The organism is Caulobacter hibisci (genome assembly GCF_016135805.1).
In the GTDB taxonomy this organism is placed as follows: Bacteria; Pseudomonadota; Alphaproteobacteria; order Caulobacterales; family Caulobacteraceae; genus Caulobacter; species Caulobacter hibisci.
Window position 1 is genome coordinate 129598 of record NZ_JADWOX010000005.1, and the last position, 21476, is coordinate 151073.

At 67.2% G+C, this 21476-nt stretch carries 16 protein-coding genes, 2 tRNA genes and 1 pseudogene; 10 read left to right on the forward strand and 9 right to left on the reverse strand.

Annotated features, from left to right (window positions below):
• Nucleotides 1–599 precede the first annotated feature (599 nt).
• The 3 genes from I4Q42_RS09610 to I4Q42_RS09620 form a co-directional block, all read right to left on the reverse strand.
• On the reverse strand, nt 600–1811 hold the full coding sequence (locus tag I4Q42_RS09610; RefSeq protein WP_198575846.1) for a DUF2336 domain-containing protein: 1212 nt from the start codon (nt 1809–1811) through the stop codon (nt 600–602).
• A gap of 129 nt (nt 1812–1940) precedes the next feature.
• Nucleotides 1941–2825, reverse strand: coding sequence for a crotonase/enoyl-CoA hydratase family protein (locus I4Q42_RS09615; RefSeq protein ID WP_198575972.1), 885 nt, complete (start codon nt 2823–2825; stop codon nt 1941–1943).
• Between the two features lie 60 nt (nt 2826–2885).
• On the reverse strand, nt 2886–4220 hold the full coding sequence (locus I4Q42_RS09620; RefSeq protein ID WP_198575847.1) for a cytochrome P450: 1335 nt from the start codon (nt 4218–4220) through the stop codon (nt 2886–2888).
• A gap of 210 nt (nt 4221–4430) precedes the next feature.
• On the opposite strand from I4Q42_RS09620, the gene I4Q42_RS09625 reads away from it, so the two are divergent.
• Both I4Q42_RS09625 and I4Q42_RS09630 read left to right on the forward strand, forming a co-directional pair.
• A complete protein-coding gene (locus I4Q42_RS09625; protein WP_198575848.1) occupies nt 4431–5969 on the forward strand; it encodes an acyl-CoA synthetase in 1539 nt (512 codons plus the stop codon).
• A 187-nt stretch (nt 5970–6156) separates the two neighbouring features.
• Nucleotides 6157–6606, forward strand: coding sequence for a MaoC family dehydratase (locus I4Q42_RS09630; RefSeq protein WP_198575849.1), 450 nt, complete (start codon nt 6157–6159; stop codon nt 6604–6606).
• A gap of 35 nt (nt 6607–6641) precedes the next feature.
• On the opposite strand, the pseudogene I4Q42_RS09635 reads toward I4Q42_RS09630, so the two are convergent.
• A pseudogene (locus I4Q42_RS09635) lies at nt 6642–6844 on the reverse strand (CsbD family protein).
• Nucleotides 6845–6934: 90 nt separating this feature from the next.
• Entirely contained in the window at nt 6935–7795 is an 861-nt protein-coding gene (locus tag I4Q42_RS09640) for a trypsin-like serine peptidase (RefSeq protein WP_198575851.1), read from the reverse strand.
• Between the two features lie 104 nt (nt 7796–7899).
• On the opposite strand from I4Q42_RS09640, the gene I4Q42_RS09645 reads away from it, so the two are divergent.
• From I4Q42_RS09645 to I4Q42_RS09660, 4 genes are all read left to right on the forward strand, one after another.
• Nucleotides 7900–10080 (forward strand): S9 family peptidase, encoded by a 2181-nt coding sequence (locus I4Q42_RS09645; RefSeq protein WP_198575852.1) that lies wholly within the window; start codon nt 7900–7902, stop codon nt 10078–10080.
• 112 nt (nt 10081–10192) lie between these two features.
• Nucleotides 10193–10747, forward strand: a complete 555-nt coding sequence (locus tag I4Q42_RS09650; protein ID WP_198575853.1) for a GNAT family N-acetyltransferase — start codon at nt 10193–10195, stop codon at nt 10745–10747.
• Between the two features lie 49 nt (nt 10748–10796).
• Nucleotides 10797–11144 (forward strand): hypothetical protein, encoded by a 348-nt coding sequence (locus tag I4Q42_RS09655; RefSeq protein WP_198575854.1) that lies wholly within the window; start codon nt 10797–10799, stop codon nt 11142–11144.
• A gap of 75 nt (nt 11145–11219) precedes the next feature.
• Nucleotides 11220–12620, forward strand: coding sequence for a hypothetical protein (locus I4Q42_RS09660; protein WP_198575855.1), 1401 nt, complete (start codon nt 11220–11222; stop codon nt 12618–12620).
• 225 nt (nt 12621–12845) lie between these two features.
• Here the strand turns inward: I4Q42_RS09660 and I4Q42_RS09665 are convergent, their stop codons facing one another.
• A complete protein-coding gene (locus I4Q42_RS09665; protein WP_110120897.1) occupies nt 12846–13283 on the reverse strand; it encodes a MucR family transcriptional regulator in 438 nt (145 codons plus the stop codon).
• Nucleotides 13284–13677: 394 nt separating this feature from the next.
• Nucleotides 13678–13751 (reverse strand) — tRNA-Gln (locus I4Q42_RS09670).
• A gap of 187 nt (nt 13752–13938) precedes the next feature.
• Between I4Q42_RS09670 and I4Q42_RS09675 the strand changes: the two genes are divergently transcribed.
• Both I4Q42_RS09675 and sppA read left to right on the forward strand, forming a co-directional pair.
• Nucleotides 13939–14015, forward strand: a tRNA-Pro gene (locus I4Q42_RS09675).
• 181 nt (nt 14016–14196) lie between these two features.
• Entirely contained in the window at nt 14197–15975 is a 1779-nt protein-coding gene (gene sppA / locus I4Q42_RS09680; protein WP_198575856.1) for a signal peptide peptidase SppA, read from the forward strand.
• A 989-nt stretch (nt 15976–16964) separates the two neighbouring features.
• Here the strand turns inward: sppA and I4Q42_RS09685 are convergent.
• On the reverse strand, nt 16965–19832 hold the full coding sequence (locus I4Q42_RS09685) for a TonB-dependent receptor domain-containing protein (RefSeq protein ID WP_198575857.1): 2868 nt from the start codon (nt 19830–19832) through the stop codon (nt 16965–16967).
• 454 nt (nt 19833–20286) lie between these two features.
• On the opposite strand from I4Q42_RS09685, the gene I4Q42_RS09690 reads away from it, so the two are divergent.
• Nucleotides 20287–20811 (forward strand): hypothetical protein, encoded by a 525-nt coding sequence (locus I4Q42_RS09690; RefSeq protein ID WP_198575858.1) that lies wholly within the window; start codon nt 20287–20289, stop codon nt 20809–20811.
• An 85-nt stretch (nt 20812–20896) separates the two neighbouring features.
• On the forward strand, nt 20897–21307 hold the full coding sequence (locus I4Q42_RS09695; protein WP_198575859.1) for a TIGR01244 family sulfur transferase: 411 nt from the start codon (nt 20897–20899) through the stop codon (nt 21305–21307).
• A gap of 3 nt (nt 21308–21310) precedes the next feature.
• On the opposite strand, the gene I4Q42_RS09700 is transcribed toward I4Q42_RS09695, so the two are convergent.
• Nucleotides 21311–21463: a hypothetical protein gene (locus I4Q42_RS09700; RefSeq protein WP_198575860.1), complete on the reverse strand. Its 153-nt coding sequence runs from the start codon at nt 21461–21463 to the stop codon at nt 21311–21313.
• Between the last annotated feature and the right edge of the window lie 13 nt (nt 21464–21476).

Genomic DNA, 21476 nt, shown 5'->3' on the forward strand with positions numbered 1-21476 from the left:
GCGTCCAAATCCCCCGCACAATAGACCCCGTCCCGTCGCAGGGAGAGGGCGCAAGGATCCGGCCCGAAGCGTGCGACGGCGATGCGATCGAGCGGGGCTGACGGAGCTGCGTGAGCAGGGCCTGAAAGCTTAAATGAGGATGGGGGACGTAAACCCATCCATCGGGAGCTTGCCTGCCATAGGCTCCCGCCCGTCCGAGGGTCCGCGCCGCATGCACGCCTGGCCGCCAAGAAACGGGGCGCATTGCATGGGGAAGGGGCACAGGGCGGAAGAGGCCCGCGCGCCCCGGCCTGAGGTTCAACGATCGCGCGGGGCGTCAGAGCTTCGTCGAAACGGTATTCAAAACTCACACATCCGGGCGCAGCCCGGACGCCCCGCGCCCTCTCCGATCAACTCAGCGGTTTTCCGCGTGAGATCGCTCACCCGTTCCCTCTCCCCTTGCGGGAGAGGGTGGCCTGCGAAGCAGGTCGGGTGAGGGGTCGAAAGTCCTGCCCGCCGCGACGGCGGATCGACCGGATGCGGAGGCTGAAAGGTCTGAGAGACCCCTCATCCGACGGCCTTCGGCCGCCACCTTCTCCCGCAAGGGGAGAAGGAATACCTCAACGCCCAAAATCCCGCGACAGGGCCAGCATCGCCGCCCGCTGGGGCACCGAATATTCGTCGATGGCGTCTTCGTCGCCCTCGCGGATGGCCTTCAGCAGGGCCGGCGTCAGGGCCGAGGACAGCGACCAGTTCCAGTAGCGCAGCACGGTCTGGGCCCGGTCGACGGCGATGGCGTCGAACACGCCGAGCACCCGCTCCAGCCCCGGCGAGGTCGCGCCGTTCGGGTCGGTCTCGGGCCGGCGCAGGCCGCGCCACAGGGCGCGAACGGCCGCGCGCGGCAGGCCGGTCGCCTTGCACAGGATGGCCAGCGGCTCGCCGCCCGGATCGGTGAAGATCTTGGCCCCGGTCATCGGCTTCAGGCCGGCCAGGTACGAGATCTCCTCGGCCGTCTCGCGGGTCAGGCCGGTCTGGGCGGCGGCGACGGCGTCCTCGAGGCTGTCGAACGGGCTCTTGGCAATGGCCGCCCGGTTGCGTTGCCGGCGCTCGATGAACTGCAGGGCCTTGCGCGACAGCGGGTCCTGCCAGCCCTCCTCCGAGGCCACCGAGAACACGTCGCCGACGGCGTCCTGCAGGATCTCGCGCGAGACGGCGAAGCGCTGGAGGATGGTTCGCCGCGCCTCGGCGTCCGACCACCAGAACATCACATAGGCGTGGCTGGGCCGCAGCTCGGCGCGCTTCAGCAGCAGGGCCACCAGCCCCGGATTGTCGCGGGTCATGGCCACGACGTTCTCGACGCCCTGGTGGCTGAACCGGGCCAGTTCGTTGCGCAGCAGGGCCTCGACCACCTGGATCTCGCCCATGTCGACCAGGGCGTCGGCCACGACCTCGCCCACCCCGCGGCGGATGGCGATCAGCCGGCGGTGCTCCTGGCTGGCGTGATACAGGCAGTCGATCAGGTCGGCGTCCGACAGGTTGGGCGAGTTCTCCAGCAGCGCCCGGGCCACCGCCACCTCGTCGCGCAGCAGCAGGCGCACCAGCGAGCCCGGCATGTCCGACAGCGTCGCCAGGCGCCGCGAGACCTTCTCGCGCTCCTCGACCACCGCCTCGCGCAGCATCTCGACCAGCAGGTCGGCGCACATGGCCCGCTCGAAGGCGTTGATCCGGCTGGCGGGCAGGCATACCACGTCGGCCAGCCGCTTGAGCAGGGCGGCGCGCGACTTGGGCGGAACGGCGATCGGCTTGGCGAAGGGCGAGGTCGGGTCGGTCATGATCTTCCTGGCGGCGAAGCCCCGGTCGCCGGAGTCGAAACTAGACGGTAAACGTCCTTATTCCGAATTGGCGCCAGGGATTCTCCCGCCGGGCGAATGTGCGGCGTACGGCCCTGCTCCGCCAGAGCCTCAGCGAAATTGTCGCGGTTCCCATTCGGGCCAGATGTCGGGCAGGTCGGTGGAGACGCGGTTGGGATAGGCCGGCGGTCGCTTCTCCAGGAACGAGGTCACCCCCTCCTTGGCGTCGCCCGAGGCCCCGCGCGACTGGATCGCCCGGCTGTCGGCCTTGTGGGCCTCCATCGGATGGTCGGCCCCGGCCATGCGCCACAGCAACTGCCGGGTCAGGGCCACCGAGACCGGGGCGGTATTGTCGGCGATCTCGCGAGCCAGGGCCCTGGCCGCCGGCAGCAGGTCCTCGGCCGCGTGCAGCGACCGCACGAAGCCGCGCTCCTTGGCCTCGGACGCCGGGAACACGCGGCCGGTGTAGCACCACTCCAGCGCCGTCTGCATCCCGACCAGCCGCGGCAGGAACCACGACGAGCAGGCCTCCGGCGTGATGCCCCGCCGCGCGAACACGAAGCCGAACTTGGCGTCCTCGCTGGCCAGCCGGATGTCCATGGCCAGCTGCATGGTCGCCCCCACGCCGACGGCCGCACCGTTCACCGCGGCGATCACGGGCTTGAGGCTGTCATAGATCCGCAGGGTCACCCGGCCGCCGCCGTCGCGATAGACGTCGCCGACCTTGCCCTCTTCCCGCTCCAGCGCCTGGGGCGAGGTGCGGTCGAAGGTGGCCCCGCCGCTCGACAGGTCCGCCCCGGCGCAGAAGGCCCGCCCCGACCCGGTGACGATCACCACCTTCACCGCGTCGTCGGCGTCGGTGAGGTCGAACACCTCCAGCAGGTCCTTCATCATCCGCGCGGTGAAGGCGTTCAGCTTCTCGGGCCGGTTCAGGGTGATCGTCGCGATCCCATCCTCGACGGCGTAGAGCAGGGTCTCGAAGGCGGGCATGCGGATCTCCCTGGAGCGATTTTAAACGATCGTATGATCGCCGCGGACAAATGCACAACCCCTCCCCTACGCCCGCCGCACCCCCAGCTTGCTGATCGCGTGCACGAAGTTGTTGGCCGCGATCTCCTGGCTTCCGGTCCATTCCAGGTCGGGGAACCGCGCCAGGATCTGGCGATAGGCCTCCTCCAACTGGATCTGCGCCACCCGCTTGCCCAGGCACGTGTGCGGCCCGTAGCCGAAGGCCACGTGCTTGCCGGCGTTGGCGCGGGTCACGTCCAGGCGGTCGGGATCGGGAAACACCGCCGGATCGCGGTTGGCCGCGCCGTAGTACATGACCACCTTCTCGCCCTCGGCGATCGTCTGGCCCGCCACCTCGACGTCGCGCGTGGCGGTGCGGCGCATGTAGATCACCGGGCTGACCATGCGGATGAACTCGTCCACCGCGCCTGGCAGCAGCGACGGATCCTCGATCAGCCGCTGCTTCTGCTCGGGAAACTCGGTCAGCAGCTTCATGGCGCCCGACAGGGTGTTGCGCGTCGTATCGTTGCCGGCGAACACGATCAGCAGCCACGAGCCGTCCAGATATTCGTCGGCCAGGAAGTCGCCGTCGACCTGGGCCCGGGCGATCGCCGTCATCAGGTCGGCTTGCGGCTCCTCGCGGCGCTTGAGCAGCATCGAGCGGCCGTAGTCGAACATCGCCTCGACGTTGTCGTTGAAGTCCGAGACGAACTGCATCAGCTCCAGGGTCGGGGTGATCGGGGCCATGGCCTGCTGCGCCGCCAGGTCCTGGGCCCGCTCCAGATAGTGCATCCAGGTCAGGAACTTGCCGCGGTCCTCCGGGGGCACGCCGAGGATCTCGCACAGGGTGAACAGCGGCAGGATCGACGAGAAGTGCTCGACCATGTCGATCTCGGCCCCGCCGGCCAGCAACGGCTCCATCTCGTCGAGCAGCCGGGTGACCTCCGCCCTCACCCGCTCGGTCAGGCCGCGCAGGTAGCTGGCGGTGAAATAGGGCATGTGCTCGCGGCGCAGCTGCAGGTGATGCGGCGCGTCGAGATTGATCATCGTGTCCATCGACGCCCGGAACAGCAGGGCGTGGCGCTTGTCGGGCGGACCCATCGACATAAGGATTCCGCCCTTCTGCGACGAGAAGGTCTCCGGATCGCCATTGATCCGCATGACGTCCTCGTGGCGGGTGACGGCCCAGAAGCCCGGCCCGCCGAACGGCTCGCCGTGCCACATCACCGGGGCCTCCTGTCGCATCCGCGCGAAGTCGGCGAAGGGCTGGCCCTGGGTGAAGCGGAAGATGTCGGCGAGGTCGACGCCGTCGAGGGTCGGATAGGCCCTGGCCGCGCCGGGCCCCGGCCGGCCGTCCACCACCGTCTTGCTGATCAATTCCATCCGCGCCTTCCGCTGAACATCGTTATTTTGCGACACGATCACCCAGGAACGCGCCGACGCCAACGGCGCCCCTACGGCAACTTGCGCGACAGTCGGCGCCTGACGCATGCTTCAGCTGAACGCCGATCACGCGGGGAACACGCGGACGGCCTCAGGGAGAGAAACGGCCGGCCTCGCCCTGGCGGGACGGCCCTCAAGGAAGGCGCGTCCATGCATCCGAGCGTCCACGCCCGCAGCCAGCCCGACAAGCCCGCCTTCGTGATGGCCGGCTCGGGTGAGACGGTGACCTATCGAGAGCTCGACGACCGCTCGAACCAGGGGGCGCAGCTGTTCCGCGCGATGGGTCTGGGCGTCGGCGACGTGGTGGCTATCCTGCTCGACAACCATCCGCGCTATCTGGAGATCGCCTGGGCGGCGCAGCGAGCGGGGCTCTATTTCACCTGCATCTCGACCAAGCTGACCGCGCCCGAGGTCGAGTACATCGTCAAGGACTGCGGGGCCAAGGCGCTGATCGCCGGCCCGGCGCTGGACGCCGTCGCCCAGGCGCTCGCCCCGCTGATCCCCGGCGTCGCCCTGCTGCGCGTGGACGGCCCGCTCGCCCCCTACGCCGACTTCGACGCCGAGCGCGCGGCCATGCCGGCCACGCCCATCGCCGACGAGACCTCAGGCTCGGACATGCTCTATTCGTCGGGCACCACGGGACGGCCCAAGGGCGTCAAGCCGGCCCTGAACGGCGCGCCGATCGATGCGCCCACGGCCCTGCAGATGATGGCCCAGCACCTGTTCAAGCTGGACGGCGACAGCGTCTATCTCTCGCCCGCCCCGCTCTACCATGCCGCCCCGCTGCGCTGGTGCATGAGCGTGCACAAGCTGGGCGGCACGGTCGTGGTGATGGAGAAGTTCGATCCCGAGACCGCCCTGGCCCTGATCGAAAGGCACAAGGCCACCTGCGGCCAGTTCGTGCCGACCCACTTCGTGCGGATGCTGAAGCTGCCGCAGGCGGTGCGGGCCAAGTACGACGTCTCCAGCATGAAATCGGCGATCCACGCCGCCGCCCCCTGCCCGATCCCGGTCAAGGAACAGATGATCGCCTGGTGGGGGCCGGTGATCTACGAGTACTACGCCGGCACCGAGGGCAACGGCTTCTGCTGGATCGACAGCGGCAACTGGCTGGAACGGCGCGGTTCGGTGGGCCAGGCGGCGTTGGGCGAGCTGCGCATCTGCGACGAGGCCGGCGATCCCCTGCCCGCCCGCGCCGAGGGCGTCGTCTATTTCGCCAACGGCCCGGCCGTCAGCTACCACAACGCCCCGGAGAAGACGGCCGAGAGCTACAACAAGCACGGCTGGACGACGCTGGGCGATGTCGGCTGGGCCGACGAGGACGGCTATCTCTACCTGACCGACCGCAAGAGCTTCATGATCATCTCCGGCGGGGTGAACATCTATCCGCAGGAGATCGAGAACCTGCTGATCACCCACCCCCGCGTGGCCGACGCCGCCGTGGTCGGCGCGCCAGACGAGGAGATGGGCGAGAAGGTCGTCGCCGTGATCCAGCCCCTCGACTGGGACGACGCCAACCCGGCCTTCGCGGCTGAACTGCTGGCCTTCGCCCGCGACAACCTTAGCCACGTGAAGGCCCCGCGTCAGATCGACTTCGTCCGCGAACTGCCCAGGCACCCGACGGGCAAGCTCTACAAGCGGCTTGTGCGGGACACGTACTGGGGCAAGGCGGAGGGGCGGATCGTGTGAATTCTCCCTTCCCCCTTGATGGGGGAAGGGTCGGGGATGGGGGTGGCGCGGCGCTTCGACCGGACACGGTGGAGAAGCGTCTGGCTCAGCAAACCATCCCCCCCTGCCCCTCCCCCATCAAGGGGGAGGGGTTGTGATGAGCTTCCCCGCATGATCTCATCCAAACAAACGTTTGGGAGAGCGCCGTATGAAAGAGATCGCCTTCGCCGACATCGGCAGCCTGGTCGGCCAGGAGGTCGGGGTGTCCGACTGGGTCGAGATCAGCCAGGAGCGGGTCAACCAGTTCGCCGAGGCGACCGGCGACCATCAGTGGATCCACATCGACGTCGAGCGGGCGACCCGGGAGATCGGCGGCCCGATCGCCCACGGCTACCTGACCCTGTCACTGATCCCGATGCTGGGCGCGGGCATCCTGCACGTCACGGGCGTCACGCGCGGCATCAACTACGGCTGCGACAAGGTGCGGTTCACCGGCATGGTCCGGGTCGGCAAGAGGGTGCGGATGCGCCAGAAGCTGGTGAGCGTCGAGCCCAAGGCCGGCGGCCTGCAGCTGAAGAACGAATGCACCATCGAGATCGAGGGCGAGGAACGCCCGGCCTGCGTGGCCGAGACCATCTCGATCCTCTACGGCGCCTAAGACAAAGGCCCCGGGATCGCTCCCGGGGCCTTCGTTCACTCAGCGTCGATTGAGCCTAGTGCTTGATCGCGTCGCCGATCTTGTCCTGGGCCTGGCCGACCTTGTTCTGGACATCGCCCTTGGTCTTCTGGGCCGCGCCTTCGGCTTCCAGGCGTTCGTTGTCCGTGGCCTTGCCGACGGCTTCCTTCACGGCGCCCACGCCCTTGTCGACGGCGCCTTCCACACGATTGGTGCTCATGGCTTGCTCCTAGTTGGCATTGAAGTCCCCATGCAAACGGTGGCCTTGGAGCAAAGGTTCCTAGCGTGACCAGAGGCCACGCAGGCTATTTCAGCGATTGAATCCGGTCACCGACACGGCCTGCACGGCGACCACGCCCTGGGCGCCGGATTGTGCGGTCGCCTGGGTCGGCGGCTTGGCCGGGGCGGCCTGGATCACCGGCGGGCCGGCGGCCTTGTCGAGCAGCGACACGGTCTCGCGGATATATTTGGCGTGGGTGACGATGCCGATCTCAAGGCGCTCGCCCGACAGTTCGACCTGCTGGGTCAGCATGCCGGCGACGAACTGCACCTCCTGGCTTTCGGTCGAGCCCGGCCGGCGGCGCGCGCCCTCGGCCATGAACACCGGTCCGCCCGAATTGCCGGGAAACACCGAGAAATCCATCAGGAAGGTCGGGAACACGCTGGCCGGGGCCAGCGGATACGAAGCCACCCGGCCCGAGCGCAGGATCGGGAAGCCCGCGGTGTTGGCCGACAGCCCGCGTGGGAAGCCCAGGGCCATCATCTCGTCGCCGGGACCCAGGCTGTACTTGTTGAAGGTGTCGTCCTGGGCCAGCCAGGCCAGCGGGATGGCGGCCTTGGCGAATTCGGGCGGAGCCTCGACCTCGATGGCCGCGACGTCACGGCTGGGGTGCTTGGTCCAGAGCGGGTGGTCGCCGTCGCGGATCTTCAGGGTGCGGGGGTCGTAGCGCCAGACGCCGTCCGAGCCCTGCACCCGATAGCCGATCTTGGCCGAGACCGAGGGCATGCGGTCGAACACATGGGCGGCGGTGACCAGGATGGTGCGCGGGCGCCCGTCCGGAGTCGGGTCCTCGATCAGGAAGCCGGTGCCGACCGTCCGCGAACCATCGGCGAGCGGTTGCTCCAACTGCACCGTCGCCTGGATCAGATCGACCGACAGGTCCCAAGCCATATATGCCCTCGCCTCCGATTCACTCTGCGACGCCGTATGAGTTTGACCAGACGCCCCGGTCGCAACAAGTTGGCGTTCTGACGCATCCGAGGGGGAATCTGTCCATGAACCGGCGCGAAATGATGACGAGCGCTACCGCTGTCGCCGCCGCCTCCTCCGTCGCCCTGATCCCCGGGAGTTCCATGTCCGCCACCGCCAAGCCCGTTCCGCCCGTCGCCAAGAAGGTTCCCAAGCGCATCGAGCAGCTGGGGCGCACGCGGGTCGACGACTACGCCTGGATGAAGGACGACAACTGGCAGAAGGTCTTGCGCGACCCGAGCCTGATCAAGGCCGAGGTCAAGGAGCACCTGACCGCCGAGAACGCCTACGTCAAAGCGATGCTGGCCCCGACCGAAGACCTGCAGAAGGCGATGTTCGAGGAGATGAAGGGCCGCATCAAGGAGGACGACTCCTCGGTCCCCTCCCCCGACGGCCCGTTTGACTACTATTCGCGCTTCGCCATCGGCGGCCAGCATCCGATCTATGCACGCAAAGCTCGCGGCAAGACCGATGGCGAGGAGGTGCTGCTCGACAGTGACGCCCTGGCCAAGGGCAAGGCCTACAGCCAGGTGGCGGCCGCCGACCACAGCCCCGACCACAAGCTGTTCGCCTATGCCGAAGACGCTCAAGGCTCGGAAGTCTTCAAGATCTACGTCAAGGACCTGGCGAACGGCGCCATCCTGGCCGAACCGGTCGAGAGCAGCACCGGCGATTTTACCTGGTCGCCCGATTCGCAATGGCTGTTCTGGACCCACCGCGACGACAACGGCCGCTCCGACAAGATCTATCGCCGCCCCGCCCGCGGCGGGCTGAAGGACGACGTTCTGGTCTATGACGAGCCCGACGACGGCTTCTTCGTCAGCGTCAGCGTCACCGGGTCGGACGCTTTCATCGTCATCAGCGCCGGCGACCACGAGACCTCCGAGACCCTGCTGATCCCGGCCGGCGACGTTTCCGCCAAACCCAAGGCGGTCGAGCCCCGCACGCCGGGCCTGCGCTATTCGGTCGAGCACTGGGACGGCAAGTTCGTCATCCTGACCAACGCCGATGACGCCATCGACTTCAAGTTGGTCGAGGCCCCGGTCGACAATCCGGGCCGCGCCCACTGGAAGGACTTCGTGGCCCACAAGCCGGGGACCTTCATCACCGGCCATGCCGCCTACAAGGATCACCTGGTCCGGGTCGAGCGGGTCAACGCCAACACCCGCATCGTCATCACCGACCGCGCAAGCAAGGCCGAAAAGCCGATCGTCGTCGACGAACAAGCCTATGTGCTGAGCGTCGAGGGCGGCTACGAGTTCGACACCCCGACCCTGCGCTACGTCTACCAGTCGCCGACCACGCCCCGGCAGTGGTTCGACTACGACATGCGCACCGGCGACAAGGTGCTGCGCAAGACCCAGGAAATTCCCTCGGGCCACGATCCCAGCAAGTACGTGACCAAGCGCCTCTACGCGACGGCGCCGGACGGCGCGCAGGTGCCGGTGACCGTGCTGATGAAGAAGGACGTCAAGCTCGACGGCAAGGCGCCGCTACTGCTGTACGGCTACGGCAGCTATGGCATGTCGATGGATCCGTCGTTCTCGATCCGCAACTTCAGCCTGGTCGACCGCGGCTGGATCTGGGCCACCGCCCACGTGCGCGGCGGCTCGGAAAAGGGCTACGGCTGGTTCCTGGATGGCAAGAAGTTCAAGAAGAAGAACACCTTCACCGACTTCATCGCCTGCGCCGAGCACCTGCACGGGGCCGGCTACGGGGCGGCGGGCCGCACGGTGGCCTATGGCGGCTCGGCCGGCGGCATGCTGATGGGCGCGATCACCAACCTGCGGCCCGACCTCTGGGCCGGCATCATCGGAGCGGTGCCGTTCGTCGACGTGCTCAACACCATGAGCGACACCTCCCTGCCCCTGACCCCGCCGGAGTGGCCCGAATGGGGCAATCCATTGGAGGACAAGGAGGCCTACGACTACATCGCCAGCTACTCGCCGTATGACAACGTGACCGCCAAGCCCTATCCGGCCGTGCTGGCCACCGGCGGCCTGTCGGACCCGCGCGTCACCTATTGGGAACCCGAGAAGTGGGCCGCCAAGCTGCGCGAGCACACCACCAGCGGCGATCCGATCCTGTTGAAGATCAACATGGAAGCCGGCCACGGGGGCGCCTCAGGCCGCTTCGACTTCCTCAAGGAGATCGCGCTCGACTACGCCTTCGCGGTCTGGGCGGTCGACAAGGGCTGGACGGCTTAAGCCTTCCCCCTCCAGCCCTCCGGGCCACCTCCCCCAGAGGGGAGGATCTGATTGCGTAGATGCTCCCCCTCTGGGGGAGCTGTCGGCGAAGCCGACTGAGGGGTCTTCCCACATGTCCGATTTGATCATCCGCCCTTCCACCGACGCCGACGTGCCGGCGATCACGGCCATCTACGGCTGGAACGTGCTCAACGGCCTGGGCACCTTCGAGGAGATCCCCCCCGATGAGGCCGAGATGGCCCGTCGGCGTGCGACCTTCCTCGAGCGCGGCCTGCCCTATCTGGTCGCCGAGCAGGACGGCCAGGTGCTGGGCTATGCCTATGCCGGCCCGTTCCGGCTGCGGGCGGCCTATCGCTACACCGTCGAGGACAGCATCTATGTCGCCCCCGAGGCGGCTGGCAAAGGCGTCGGCAAGACGCTGCTCGCCGCCCTGATCGCGGCCTGCGAGGGGCTGGGTCTGCGCCAGATCTGCGCGGTGATCGGCGACAGCGGCAACGCCGCCTCGATCGGCGTGCACGCGTCGCTGGGCTTCGAGCACAAGGGCGTCTTCCCCGACATGGGCTACAAGTTCGGTCGCTGGGTGGATCTGGTCTGGATGCAGCGGTCGCTAAACGGCGGCGGACAGACGCCTCCCGACGCGCCAGGAATGTCCCTCAGCGGGGTGTGACATTGCGGGATGGTTGCGCCTTGTCGCGACCATCCCTAGTTTCCGCCCCATGCGCGGCCTTCGCCTTGCCTTGCTGGTCCTGATCGCGGTCGCCTTCGCGGCCGGCGGAATCATGCGCGCCGCGCCCGCGCAGGCCTCGGTCATGCCGCCCTGCCACGAGATGGCGATGGACGACATGGCGGGCATGCATCACGCGCCTGCTCCGGCCGACGCCGACCACAAGTCCAAGCCCGGGGCCATGGCGACCAGCTGCTGCGTCGGCTGCCTGCCGGCCGGCCAGCGCGTCGTCGCCGGTGAGCTCGCCTCACGCGCCGCCACGGCCGTGGAGTTCGTTGCCCTCAATCATGCCCTCGACGGCCTGGACGCCACGCCGGAGCCCCGCCCTCCGCGCGGCTGATCGCAAGACCGCGCGCCGCATCAGGCGCGCCCTCTCGAAACGTCTTACGATCACAGTTCCAAGAAAGGCAGTCCCATGACCGCCCTCTCCTTCCGTGCGCGGCTGCTGGCCGGCGCGACCTTCTGCCTGGCCATCAACTCTCCTGCCCTGGCGCAGGACCATCAGGACCATGCGGGCCACGCCATGCCCGCCGCCGCTCCAACCGCCGCTCCGGCCCAAGACGCCCCGCCAGCCGATCCGCATGCGGGCCACCAGATGGCCATGCCCGAGGACGACCAGGCCATGTCCGGTCACGATATGGGCGACATGGCTTCGGCCATGATGGTCAGCCCGCTGGGCGCCTATGCGATGACCCGCGACGCCGGCGGCACCGCCTGGCAGCCCGACGCCACGCCGAACTTCGGCCTGATGAAGCACAGCGGCGACTGGATGCTGATGGGCCACGCCCTGCTGAACGGCGTCTATGTCGATCAGGGCGGACCGCGTGGCGGCTCCAAGGCCTTCGCGGCCGGCATGTTCATGGGCATGGCCCAGCGCCAGCTCGGTCCGGGCATGCTGGGCTTCAAGGCCATGGTCAGTCCCGACCCGCTGATGGGCAAGAGCGGCTATCCGCTGCTGATGGCCGTGGGCGAGACGGCCGACGGCGAGCATCCGCTGGTCGACCGCCAGCATCCGCACGATCTCTTCATGGAGCTGTCGGCCAGCTACAGCCTCAGCGTTGGAGAGAAATCCGACGTCTATCTCTATGCCGGCCTGCCCGGCTCGCCCGCCTACGGCCCGCCGGCCTTCATGCACCGGGCCTCGTCGATGGACAGCCCAGAAGCGCCGATCAGCCACCACTGGTTCGACTCGACGCACATTACCTTCGGCGTCGTCACGGCCGGCTTCTCGCATGACGACTGGAAGATCGAGACCAGCGCCTTCCGGGGCCGCGAGCCCGACCAGAAGCGCTACGACATCGAGACCGGCCAGTTGGACAGCGTCTCGGCCCGGCTGTCGTACAATCCGACGCCGAACTTGGCCCTGCAGACCAGCTGGGCCAAGATCAACAGCCCCGAGGCCCTGGATCCCGACAGCGACGAGGCCCGCGCCTCGGCCAGCGCGCTCTATGCCCGGCCGCTGGGGCAGGACGGCTCGATCAGCGCCACCCTGGCCTGGTCGCGCAAGGACCGGATCCCCGGCGACGCCCTACAGGCCTGGCTGGCCGAAGGGGCGGTCAAGCCGAACGACCGCTGGACCCTGTTCGCCCGCGCCGAGCAGGTGGAGCAGGACGAGCTGGCCGATCATCACGGCACCCATCACGGCGAGGTCTATACGGTCCGCCGCGTCTCGCTGGGGGCGATCCGGGACTTCGCCTTGGCGCCCGGCGTGAAGTTCGGCGTCGGCGGTTTGGTCAGCGCCTATGACGCGCCGGAGGTCCTCGGCTACGGCGATCCGACCGGCGGCATGGCCTTCGTCCGGTTGAGGATCGGCTAGGCTTCCAAAGCCAAGCGTCAGATGACGTCCCCTACCAAGACGTCATCGCCCGCTTCATGCGGGCGACCCAAGCCGAATTTGCCAAGTCCCGACAAGCCGCTTGGGTCGCCCGGACAAGCCGGGCGATGACTTCTAAAGGGGGAGCGAGTTTTCGAACTCCGCTGCCCCAAACAAAAAGCCCCGCCGTCGCCGGCGGGGCTTTTCATGTTTCGGAGGTCCGAAGGATCAGGCCTTGCGGGCGCGAGCCTTGCCGGGGGCCTTGGCCTTGCGGCCGCCTTGACCCAGGCCCAGGGCCTTGGCCATGGCCGAGCGGGCTTCGCTGTAGGCCGGGGCGGTGGTCGGGTAGTCGGCCGGCAGGCCCCACTTGGACTTGTACTCGGCGACGGTCATGCCGTGGGTCGTCAGGTGACGCTTCAGGGTCTTGTAGGGCTTGCCATCTTCGAAGCTGATCAGCGCGTCGGGCGTGATGCTCTTGCGGATCTGGGCCGGAGTAGCCTTGGTAACGGTCTCAGCCACCGGGGCTTCCGGCGAGCCAATTCCAGCCAGGGCGTCGTGCGTCGCACGAATCAACGCCGGCAGGTCAGAGACCGAGGTCGTGTTGTTGGCCACATAGTTCGCCACGATCTCGGCGGTCAGTTCGATCAGGGTAGCTTTGTCTTCCACGGCGTCACTCCACAATGACTTTAAATTCGGAAATACACCCGCCCGGTGGAAATACAAGTACACAAATATCAAAACCGCCGACCAACGCTCCGCCAAAACAAGCTTTATTTCGTGGAAACAATGACGAGGCCGATTTTCGGATACCGAAAAGATCAAGGCCAAGGCACACGTTCAAGTGCAGTTTGTACGGCCAAGCCATCTCGCAGATGCGAAGACCAGCAAGAAGAGGCGCGCACTGAAAATTTCCGCCGATAACGACGGTATCGAGAATGTTTGGGGACTCGGCCGCGCTTGGGCGCGGCTGGACTTCAGAACTGTCCGCCAGGCGCACAGATCAGAAGAAACTGCCGGGCGTTCCCGTGGGGAACGTCATCTGACTTGATAGGGAAGGAAGTGGCTGGGGAACTAGGACTCGAACCTAGAATGACGGTACCAAAAACCGCAGTGTTACCATTACACCATTCCCCAGCAGGAACGGCTGCCGACCCAGGGGGCCGCGGCGAGGCGGTGGAGATAGCTCAGGATTCGGACGGTGGCAACGCCTCCAAATTCTTTTTTTGGCTCCATTTTCGCGCTTGCGGCGCTTCACCCCTCCCCCTATAAGGCGCCTCCCAAGTCGAAGCGTAGCCCCTCGGGGCGGCGGATTTGGAAAAGTCGGAGTGTGGCTCAGTCTGGTAGAGCACTGCGTTCGGGACGCAGGGGTCGCAGGTTCAAATCCTGCCACTCCGACCATCTTCTTTCCCGAAGAATTTCCCTTATTTGCACGATGACGCCGCAAGGCGTCGCAGGTTGCGCGCAGTTCATTTGACCGCGCCGCGACAGTCGTTAGCTTGCATCGGTCTACACGCGCTGCAGCCGTCGAAATCGCAGACGCTTTCGGCATCACGCGTGAGCCTTCGCAACGGGATTTTCGATGAAGCAGTTTCTCATGACCGTGGCCGGCGTCTTCGTCGGACTCGTGCTCTTTCTCGTCGGCGTCCCCTTCATCCTGATCGTGCTGGCGGCCGGCGCCGCCCGCCCCGCCCCCGTCCCGGCCCATTCGGTGCTGCAGCTGGACCTGCGCGGCGGCCTGACCGACCAGGAATCGCAGAACCCCTTCGCGGCCTTCGGCGGCGGCGGCCGTTCGGTTCTGGGCATCATAGAGGTGCTGCGCCGCGCCGAGACCGACGACAAGGTCAAGGGCGTGCTGGTGCGCCTGCCCGAGGGCGGCATCGCCCCGGCCTCTGCCGACGAGCTCGCCCAGGCCTTCAAGCACTTCCGCAGCGTCGGCAAGAAGCCGATCTTCGCCCACAGCCAGGGCCTCTATCCCTCGGGCATGGCGACCTCGACCTACCGCCTGGGCGCGGCCGCCAGCGCCTTCTGGATGCAGCCCGACAGCTCGCTGCAGGCCGTCGGCGTGTCCAGCGAGACGATGTTCTACAAGCGCCTGTTCGACAAGTACGGCGTCAAGGCCGACTTCGAGCAGCGCTATGAATACAAGAACGCGGTCAATCCCTACCTGCACGACGACTTCACCCCCGCGCACCGCGAGGCGACGCTGTCGTGGATGGGCTCGATCTATACCAGCGCCCTCACCGCCGCCGCCCAGGACCGCAAGCTGGATCCGGCCCGCCTGATCAAGGCGATCGAGGCCGGCCCCTACAGCGCCCAGCAGGCACAAGGGCTGGGGCTGATCGACAAGGTCGGCCAGGTCAAGGAAGCGCAGGACGACCTGCTCGGCCGCGCCGGCAAGGGCGGCAAGCTGATCGAGTTCGACGACTACGCCTCGCGCTCCAAGAAGGACGCGGCCAAGACCGGCGCGGCCATCGCCGTGATCGGCGCCGAGGGCCCGATCGTCACCGGCTCGAACGCCCAGTCCTCGCCGTTCGGCGGCGACAGCACGATCTATTCGGACGAGGCCGCCAAGGCGATCTACGACGCCATCGAGGACAAGGACGTCAAGGCCATCGTCTTCCGCGTCTCCTCGCCCGGCGGGTCGGACACGGCTTCGGAACAGATCCTGGCGGCCGTCAGGGCCGCCAAGGCGGCCGGAAAGCCGGTCGTGGTCAGCATGGGCACCTACGCCGCTTCCGGCGGCTACTGGATCAGCAGCCAGGCCTCGTCGATCGTGGCCCAGCCCTCGACCCTGACGGGCTCGATCGGGGTGTTCGGCGGCAAGTTCGCCCTGGGCGACGCCCTGAGCCGCTTTGGCGTCGATACGCGCCAGGTGACGGTGGGCGGCGACTATGCCGGCGCCTTCGGCACGGGCGAGGGCTTCACGGCCGACCAGCGGGCCCGGTTCGCGGCCTGGATGGACCATATCTACGCCGGCTTCATCACCCGCGTGGCCGAGGGCCGCAAGCTGCCGCCCGAGCGCGTGCGCGAGATCGCCAAGGGTCGCGTCTGGACCGGCGCCCAGGCCAAGGACCTGGGCCTGGTGGACGAACTGGGCGGCTTCTACGACGCCGTCGAGAAGGCCAAGGCCCTGGCCGGCCTGAAGGGCGATGTCCGCCTCAAGAAGATGGGCGGCCCCAAGTCGCCGTTCGACGCCCTGGAACGCGCCCTGGGGGTCAGCTCGACCTCCATGCGCACCGTGGCGGCCGCCGCCTGGATCCTGGGCGACCCGCGCTCCCAGGCGATCATGGACGAGATGGCCAAGAGCCGCCTGCGGTCGCAGGGCGCCAGCGTGCTGGCCGATACGCCGCTGCATTGATCCGCTCCGGCAGGTGACGAGAGAGAGGCCGCTCCGAAAGGGGCGGCCTTTTTCGTTGTCCTTCTCCCTTTGCGGGGGAAGGTGGCGGCCGTTCACGAGGAACCTCCCCCTGTGGGAGAGGCGATCGCGCAGCGATCGGAGGGGGGAGTTTGTGCGAGGTTTGCCCACGCCTCGGAAGCTGAGAACGTCCCCCCACCGGCCTTCGGCCGCCTCCTCCACCGGGGAGGGTTCCGCTGGCGCGGCCCCCTCATTCGCTCCGCGGCAGCTCCCCCAAAGGGGGAGCATCTAGGCGCTCAAGATCCTCCCCCTCTGGGGGAGGTGGCCCCTAGGGCCGGAGGGGGCAGGCACGGCGCTTCGTCCTCGCGCTTTCGCTACGAGTTGATTGGAGAGGGCGCGGGGCGTCCGGGCATCGCCCGGAGGTGTGAGTTTTGAATACCGTTTCGACGAAGCTCTGACGCCCCGCGCGATCGTTATCCCTCAGGCCGGGGCGCGCGGGCCTCTTCCGCCCTGTGCCCCTTCCCCATGCAATGCGCCCCGTTTCTTGGCGGCCAGGCGTGCATGCGGCGCGGACCCTCGGACGGGCGGGAGCCTATTTAGGCAAGCTCCCGATGGATGGGTTTACGTCCCCCATCCTCATTTAAGCCCGGCCCGGTCCTGCTCACGCAACTCCGGCGGCCCCGCTCGATCGCATCGCCGTCGCACGCTTCGGGCCGGATCCTTGCGCCCTCTCCCTGCAACGGGACAGCTGTGATTATGCGGGTGATCTGGACGCGTCTGATCCACGGGCGTGAGAAAGTTGTAAGCGGTTGAATTCATTGGATTTCGCGGCGAGTTCGCCGGGGACCGACGGCGCTCTATCCCCGTCGGCCCGACCCGCGCGCTCCTTCCCTCCGGAACGCGCAAACAAAAACGGCGGGCCCCGGAGGACCCGCCGTGATCGTTTTCGCGCCTGGCGGCCCGAAGGGCCGCCAGGTTGAAGGTCGCTTCGACTAGAAGCGGGTCTTCAGCGAGACGTAGTAGCGGCGGCCGAGCACGTCGTAGGTCGACGGGTCGGTGTTGGCCTGGATGTTCGACGAGAAGACCGGCGGTTGCTTGTCGGCGACGTTGTAGACGCCCGCGCGCACTTGCACCATGTCGGTGATCTTCCAGGCGCCGTTCAGATCGAAGTAGTTGAACGACTTGATCTTCTCGGAGCTGTCGCCAGCGTCGAGCATCGAGTCGATGTAGCGCCAGCGGACGCCCAGCTCGGCCGGACCGAACGAGTAGGTGGCCGAGGTCATGACCTTCCACTCCGGCTTGGCGACGGCGACGCTGCTGACCGAGGTGTTGCCGATCGTGCCCTTCAGCGAGTCGATGGGCTCGCCCGGCAGGCTCTGGACGTCGAACTTGTCGAGGTAGTTGCCCACGACGTTGAAGGCCAGCGAACCATAGTCGTCGCTCAGGCCGACCGCGCCCAGACCGAAGCCCCAGTCGAGCTGGAAGTCGACGCCCGAGGTCTCGTAGGTGGCGAGGTTCAGGTTGGTGAGGGTCAGGGTCAGGATTTCACCCGTCTCGGTGCTGCGGTTGAAGAGACCGCAGTAGAACGAGGCGCCCGTACCGCCACCATAGCACTTGTCCAGGGCCAGGCCGGCGTCGACGGTGCCGATCGCGTCCTTGATCTTGATCGAGTAGTAGTCGACCGAGGCCGACAGCTTTTCGAACAGCGGGTTGTCGAAGCGCGGGGTCCACACCACGCCGACCGAGTAGGTGTCGGCGGTTTCTTCCTTCAGGTCCGGGTTGCCGCCGAGCAGGGCGTTAACCTGGGTGTTGGGGTAGGTGTAGGTGTCGATGATCGCCTGCGGCACACCTTGAGCCAGGCAGAGCGTGCGGACGGCGGCCGCGTTGGAGCCGGTGCGAGCGCGGCTGTCGATGGCGCACGGATCGTCGATGATCTGCGGGAAGCCCTGGGCCTGCGGCGAGTAGAGTTCGCCGATGCTGGGAGCGCGAACGCCACGCGAGTAGCCGCCGCGGAAGCGGACGCCGTCGACCACTTCCCAGTCGCCGTCGACCTTGAAGGCCGAGACCGAACCGACGGTGTTGTAGTCCGAGAAGCGATAGCCGCCCGTGACGTTCAGAGCCTTGATGAACGGCAGGTCCTTCAGGACCGGCACGAGCACTTCGGTGTAGAGGTCGTAGACGTCGACCGAAGCGGCCAAGGCGTCGTTGGCGTTGAAGCCGATGACGTCGCCGGTCGAGAGCAGCGAGTCCGGAACGTAGTCGTACTTGTCCGAACGGTAGCTCGTACCGGCGGCGGCGCGGACTTCACCGGCCGGCAGGGTGAACAGGCCGCCTTGCAGGTTCAGCTCGACCGAGCGTTGCTCGTAGCTGGTCCAGTTCTTGGTCGTGCGGCCGATGTAGCTGGCGCACTCGCCCGACAGCGGCTGCAGGCCGAAGGGGTTGTAGCCGCCGGCGCAGATGCTGGCGCCGCCATCGGCGGCGTCGAGCAGGCTTTGAACCGACGAACGGCTCACGTTGCCACGCTGGATTTCGTTCTGCTCGGACTTGCCGTACGAACCGAACAGATCCCAGGTCCAGTCGCGGAAGCTGGTCTTGCCGCGAACGCCGGTGGTCAGTTGGAACACGTTGAACGTGGTCTCAGAGATACGCGGGCCAAGGTCCGAGAAGCGCTTGCGCAGCAGGAAGTTGGCGGTCGGGTTGGCGCGGCTGGCCAGCAGGGTCGCCAGGTCGGCCGGGATGAAGGGGTTGGTGGCCTTCACCGAGAAACCGGTCGCGGCCGCGGCCGGCGACGGGGCCAGCACGGTGCGCGAGTCGTAGTGGGTGAAGTTGAACGAGGTGTAGGCCTCGATGTTCTCGGTGACGTCGTAGTCGAGGGTGCCGAACGCCGAGTAGCGGGTCAGCGGCAGTTGCAGCAGGTTCAGCGGGCCGGTGTTGTAGTTGCCGGTCACCGGGATCGTCGAGTAGTCGATCGCGGTCGAACCACGGTAGTTGGTGCCGTTGCGGAACAGCGTACCGTCGTTGTTGAAGCCGAGGTTCGCGCCAGCGGCCACAGTGCCCGCGGCAATGCCGTACTTGGCGAACACGGCGTTCATCGCCGCTTGCGTGGGCAGGTTGGTGCCCGAAGCATCGTAACGGCCGTAGGGCGAGGTCGCCGAGGCGCCCGACACCGACGAGAACTCGCGGGCGGCGTTCAGGATTTCGCCGCGCTGCGAGTAGCTCAGCGAGATGATCGCGTGGCCCTTGTCTTCGGCGAAGTCGGAACCGCCGGTGACGCTGACCGAGGTTTCCTTGCCGTCCTTGGCGTCGGTGATGCCGTACGAGGCGTCGACCTGCAGGCCCGAGAAGCGGTTGTTGAGCTTGAAGTTGACGACCCCGGCCATGGCGTCCGAGCCATAGGTCGCCGAGGCGCCGCCGGTGATCACTTCGATGTTCTGGAGGATGGCGCTGGGGATCAGGTTGACGTCGACCGTGCCGTCAGAATTCGACGGAACGATGCGGTGGCCGTCCATCAGCACCAGAGTGCGGTTCGACCCCAGACCGCGCAGCTGGATGTTGGCCTGGCCGCCGTTCGACGGGTTGTTCGAGGTGGACGAAACGCCCGGCACGAACTGCGGCATCTGGTTCAGCAGCGTGTCGACGGTGACCGAGCCGGTCTTCGCCAGTTGCTCCTGACCGACCGACACGATCGGGCTGTTCGAGACGTAGTCCGGGCGCGCGATGCGCGAACCGGTGACGACGACGGCTTCGATTTCCGTCGAGTCGCTTTCGGGCGCGGTTTGCGCCGACGCCACGCCAGCGCTGGCGGCGGCGATGGCGAGGCCGCTGATGATGGTGGTCGTCAGCAGGCGCTTACGCGTCATCTGAATCTTCAATGGAATCCCTCCGAGAATGGGCCTGGCCCCGGACGATGTCGCCGGCGACCCGCCCACGTCTTGCAATCCCAGGCTGCTCACAGCCCGGTTGGCGGGGACGTTAGGTGCGGCCGATCGAAGCGGTCAATTACGATTACCGTTATGTAACGCGAAGCATCCTTGCTGTCGCAAATTGAACACACCGCTGTCGCCTTTGCGGCAATTAGGTGCGCATTCCACCCAAGACCCAAGGTCAAGCTTGGCGATGGGTGTTCGTTTGAGTCCTCAGGATAGCAAATTTCTCCGCCTTGAAATAACGTAGCTACCGGAAGATGTTCATTCCCTGAAACGGATTTTTGGAAGTTCATGCCTCCACGCCGGGAGTGATCGCTACTGGTGAGAAACAATCTGCCCCGTGTCGTTTAGATCACGCGCCATCCATTCCCCGTCTCCGGAACAGCCCATGCCCCTGCTTCGCCTGCCCCTCGTCCTGCTGATTCTTGCCTCGGCGACCATGGCCGCGGCGGCCGGTCCGGCCGGCAAGACCGGCGCCCTGGAAACGATCACGGCCTGCCGTGCGATCGGCGAGGCCGACCGGCGATTGGCCTGCTACGACAAGGCCGCGACCGACCTGGCGACCGCCGACGCGGCCGGCGACATCGTGGTGCTGGACCGCCAGAAGGTGGAAAGCGTGCGGCGCGAAGCTTTCGGCTTCAACCTGCCCAAGCTCGCGCTTTTCGAGGGCAAGGACGAGAAGGCCCCGGCGCTGGACCGGATCGAGAGCGTCGCCAAGCAGGCCTACCAGAAGGCCGGCGGCGCCTGGATCATCGTGCTGGAGAGCGGCGCGAAATGGGAGCAGATCGATCAGGAGCCGGTGCGCCGCAGCCCCAAGCCCGGCTCGAAGATCGCCATCCGCAAGGCGTCGATGGGGACCTACTTCCTCAATATAGACGGCCAGATCGCGATCCGGGCCCGGCGGATCGACTAGGCGGATCGGCCGGAAGGGCTTGCCCAAGGCGCGCGCGCCGCGCATCTGGGGACTCCTAGAGGTTCCCTGCCGAAGGCCCATGCCCATGACCGATTTTCGCCGCGTCACCGACAGCCTGTCGGTCAGCCCCCAGATCACCGTCGAGGACGTGGCCCGGGCCAAGGCCGAGGGCTTTGCGCTGATCATCAACAATCGCCCCGACGGCGAGGATCCCAGCCAGCCGGCAAGCGCGGAGATCGAGGCGGCGGCCGCGGCCGCGGGGCTGGCCTATGTGCACGTGCCCGTGCGCGGCGGGCCGACCCAGGAGCAGGTGGACGCGGTGCGCGAGGCGGTCCAGGCCGCCGACGGTCCGGTCCTGGCCTTCTGCCGCTCGGGCACGCGCTCGATCGTCACCTGGTCGATCGGCCAGGCCCTGTCGGGCGCGGCCGATCGCGAGACCCTGGTGCGGCAGGGCTATGAGGCCGGCTACGACCTCTCGGGCGTCCTGCCGCACTAGGCCTCAGTAGCCGCCCAGCGTGCTGACGCGGGCGGCCATCGGGCTGGGTTCGGGCTCGCACGAGGCCAGGACGAACTGCGCCGCAATGAGACACAGCACGGCGAAGGCCGCACGCTGGAGCCGTTTTGAGACAAAAATCGCCGTGTCGGCCGCCATGGTCCGTACTCCG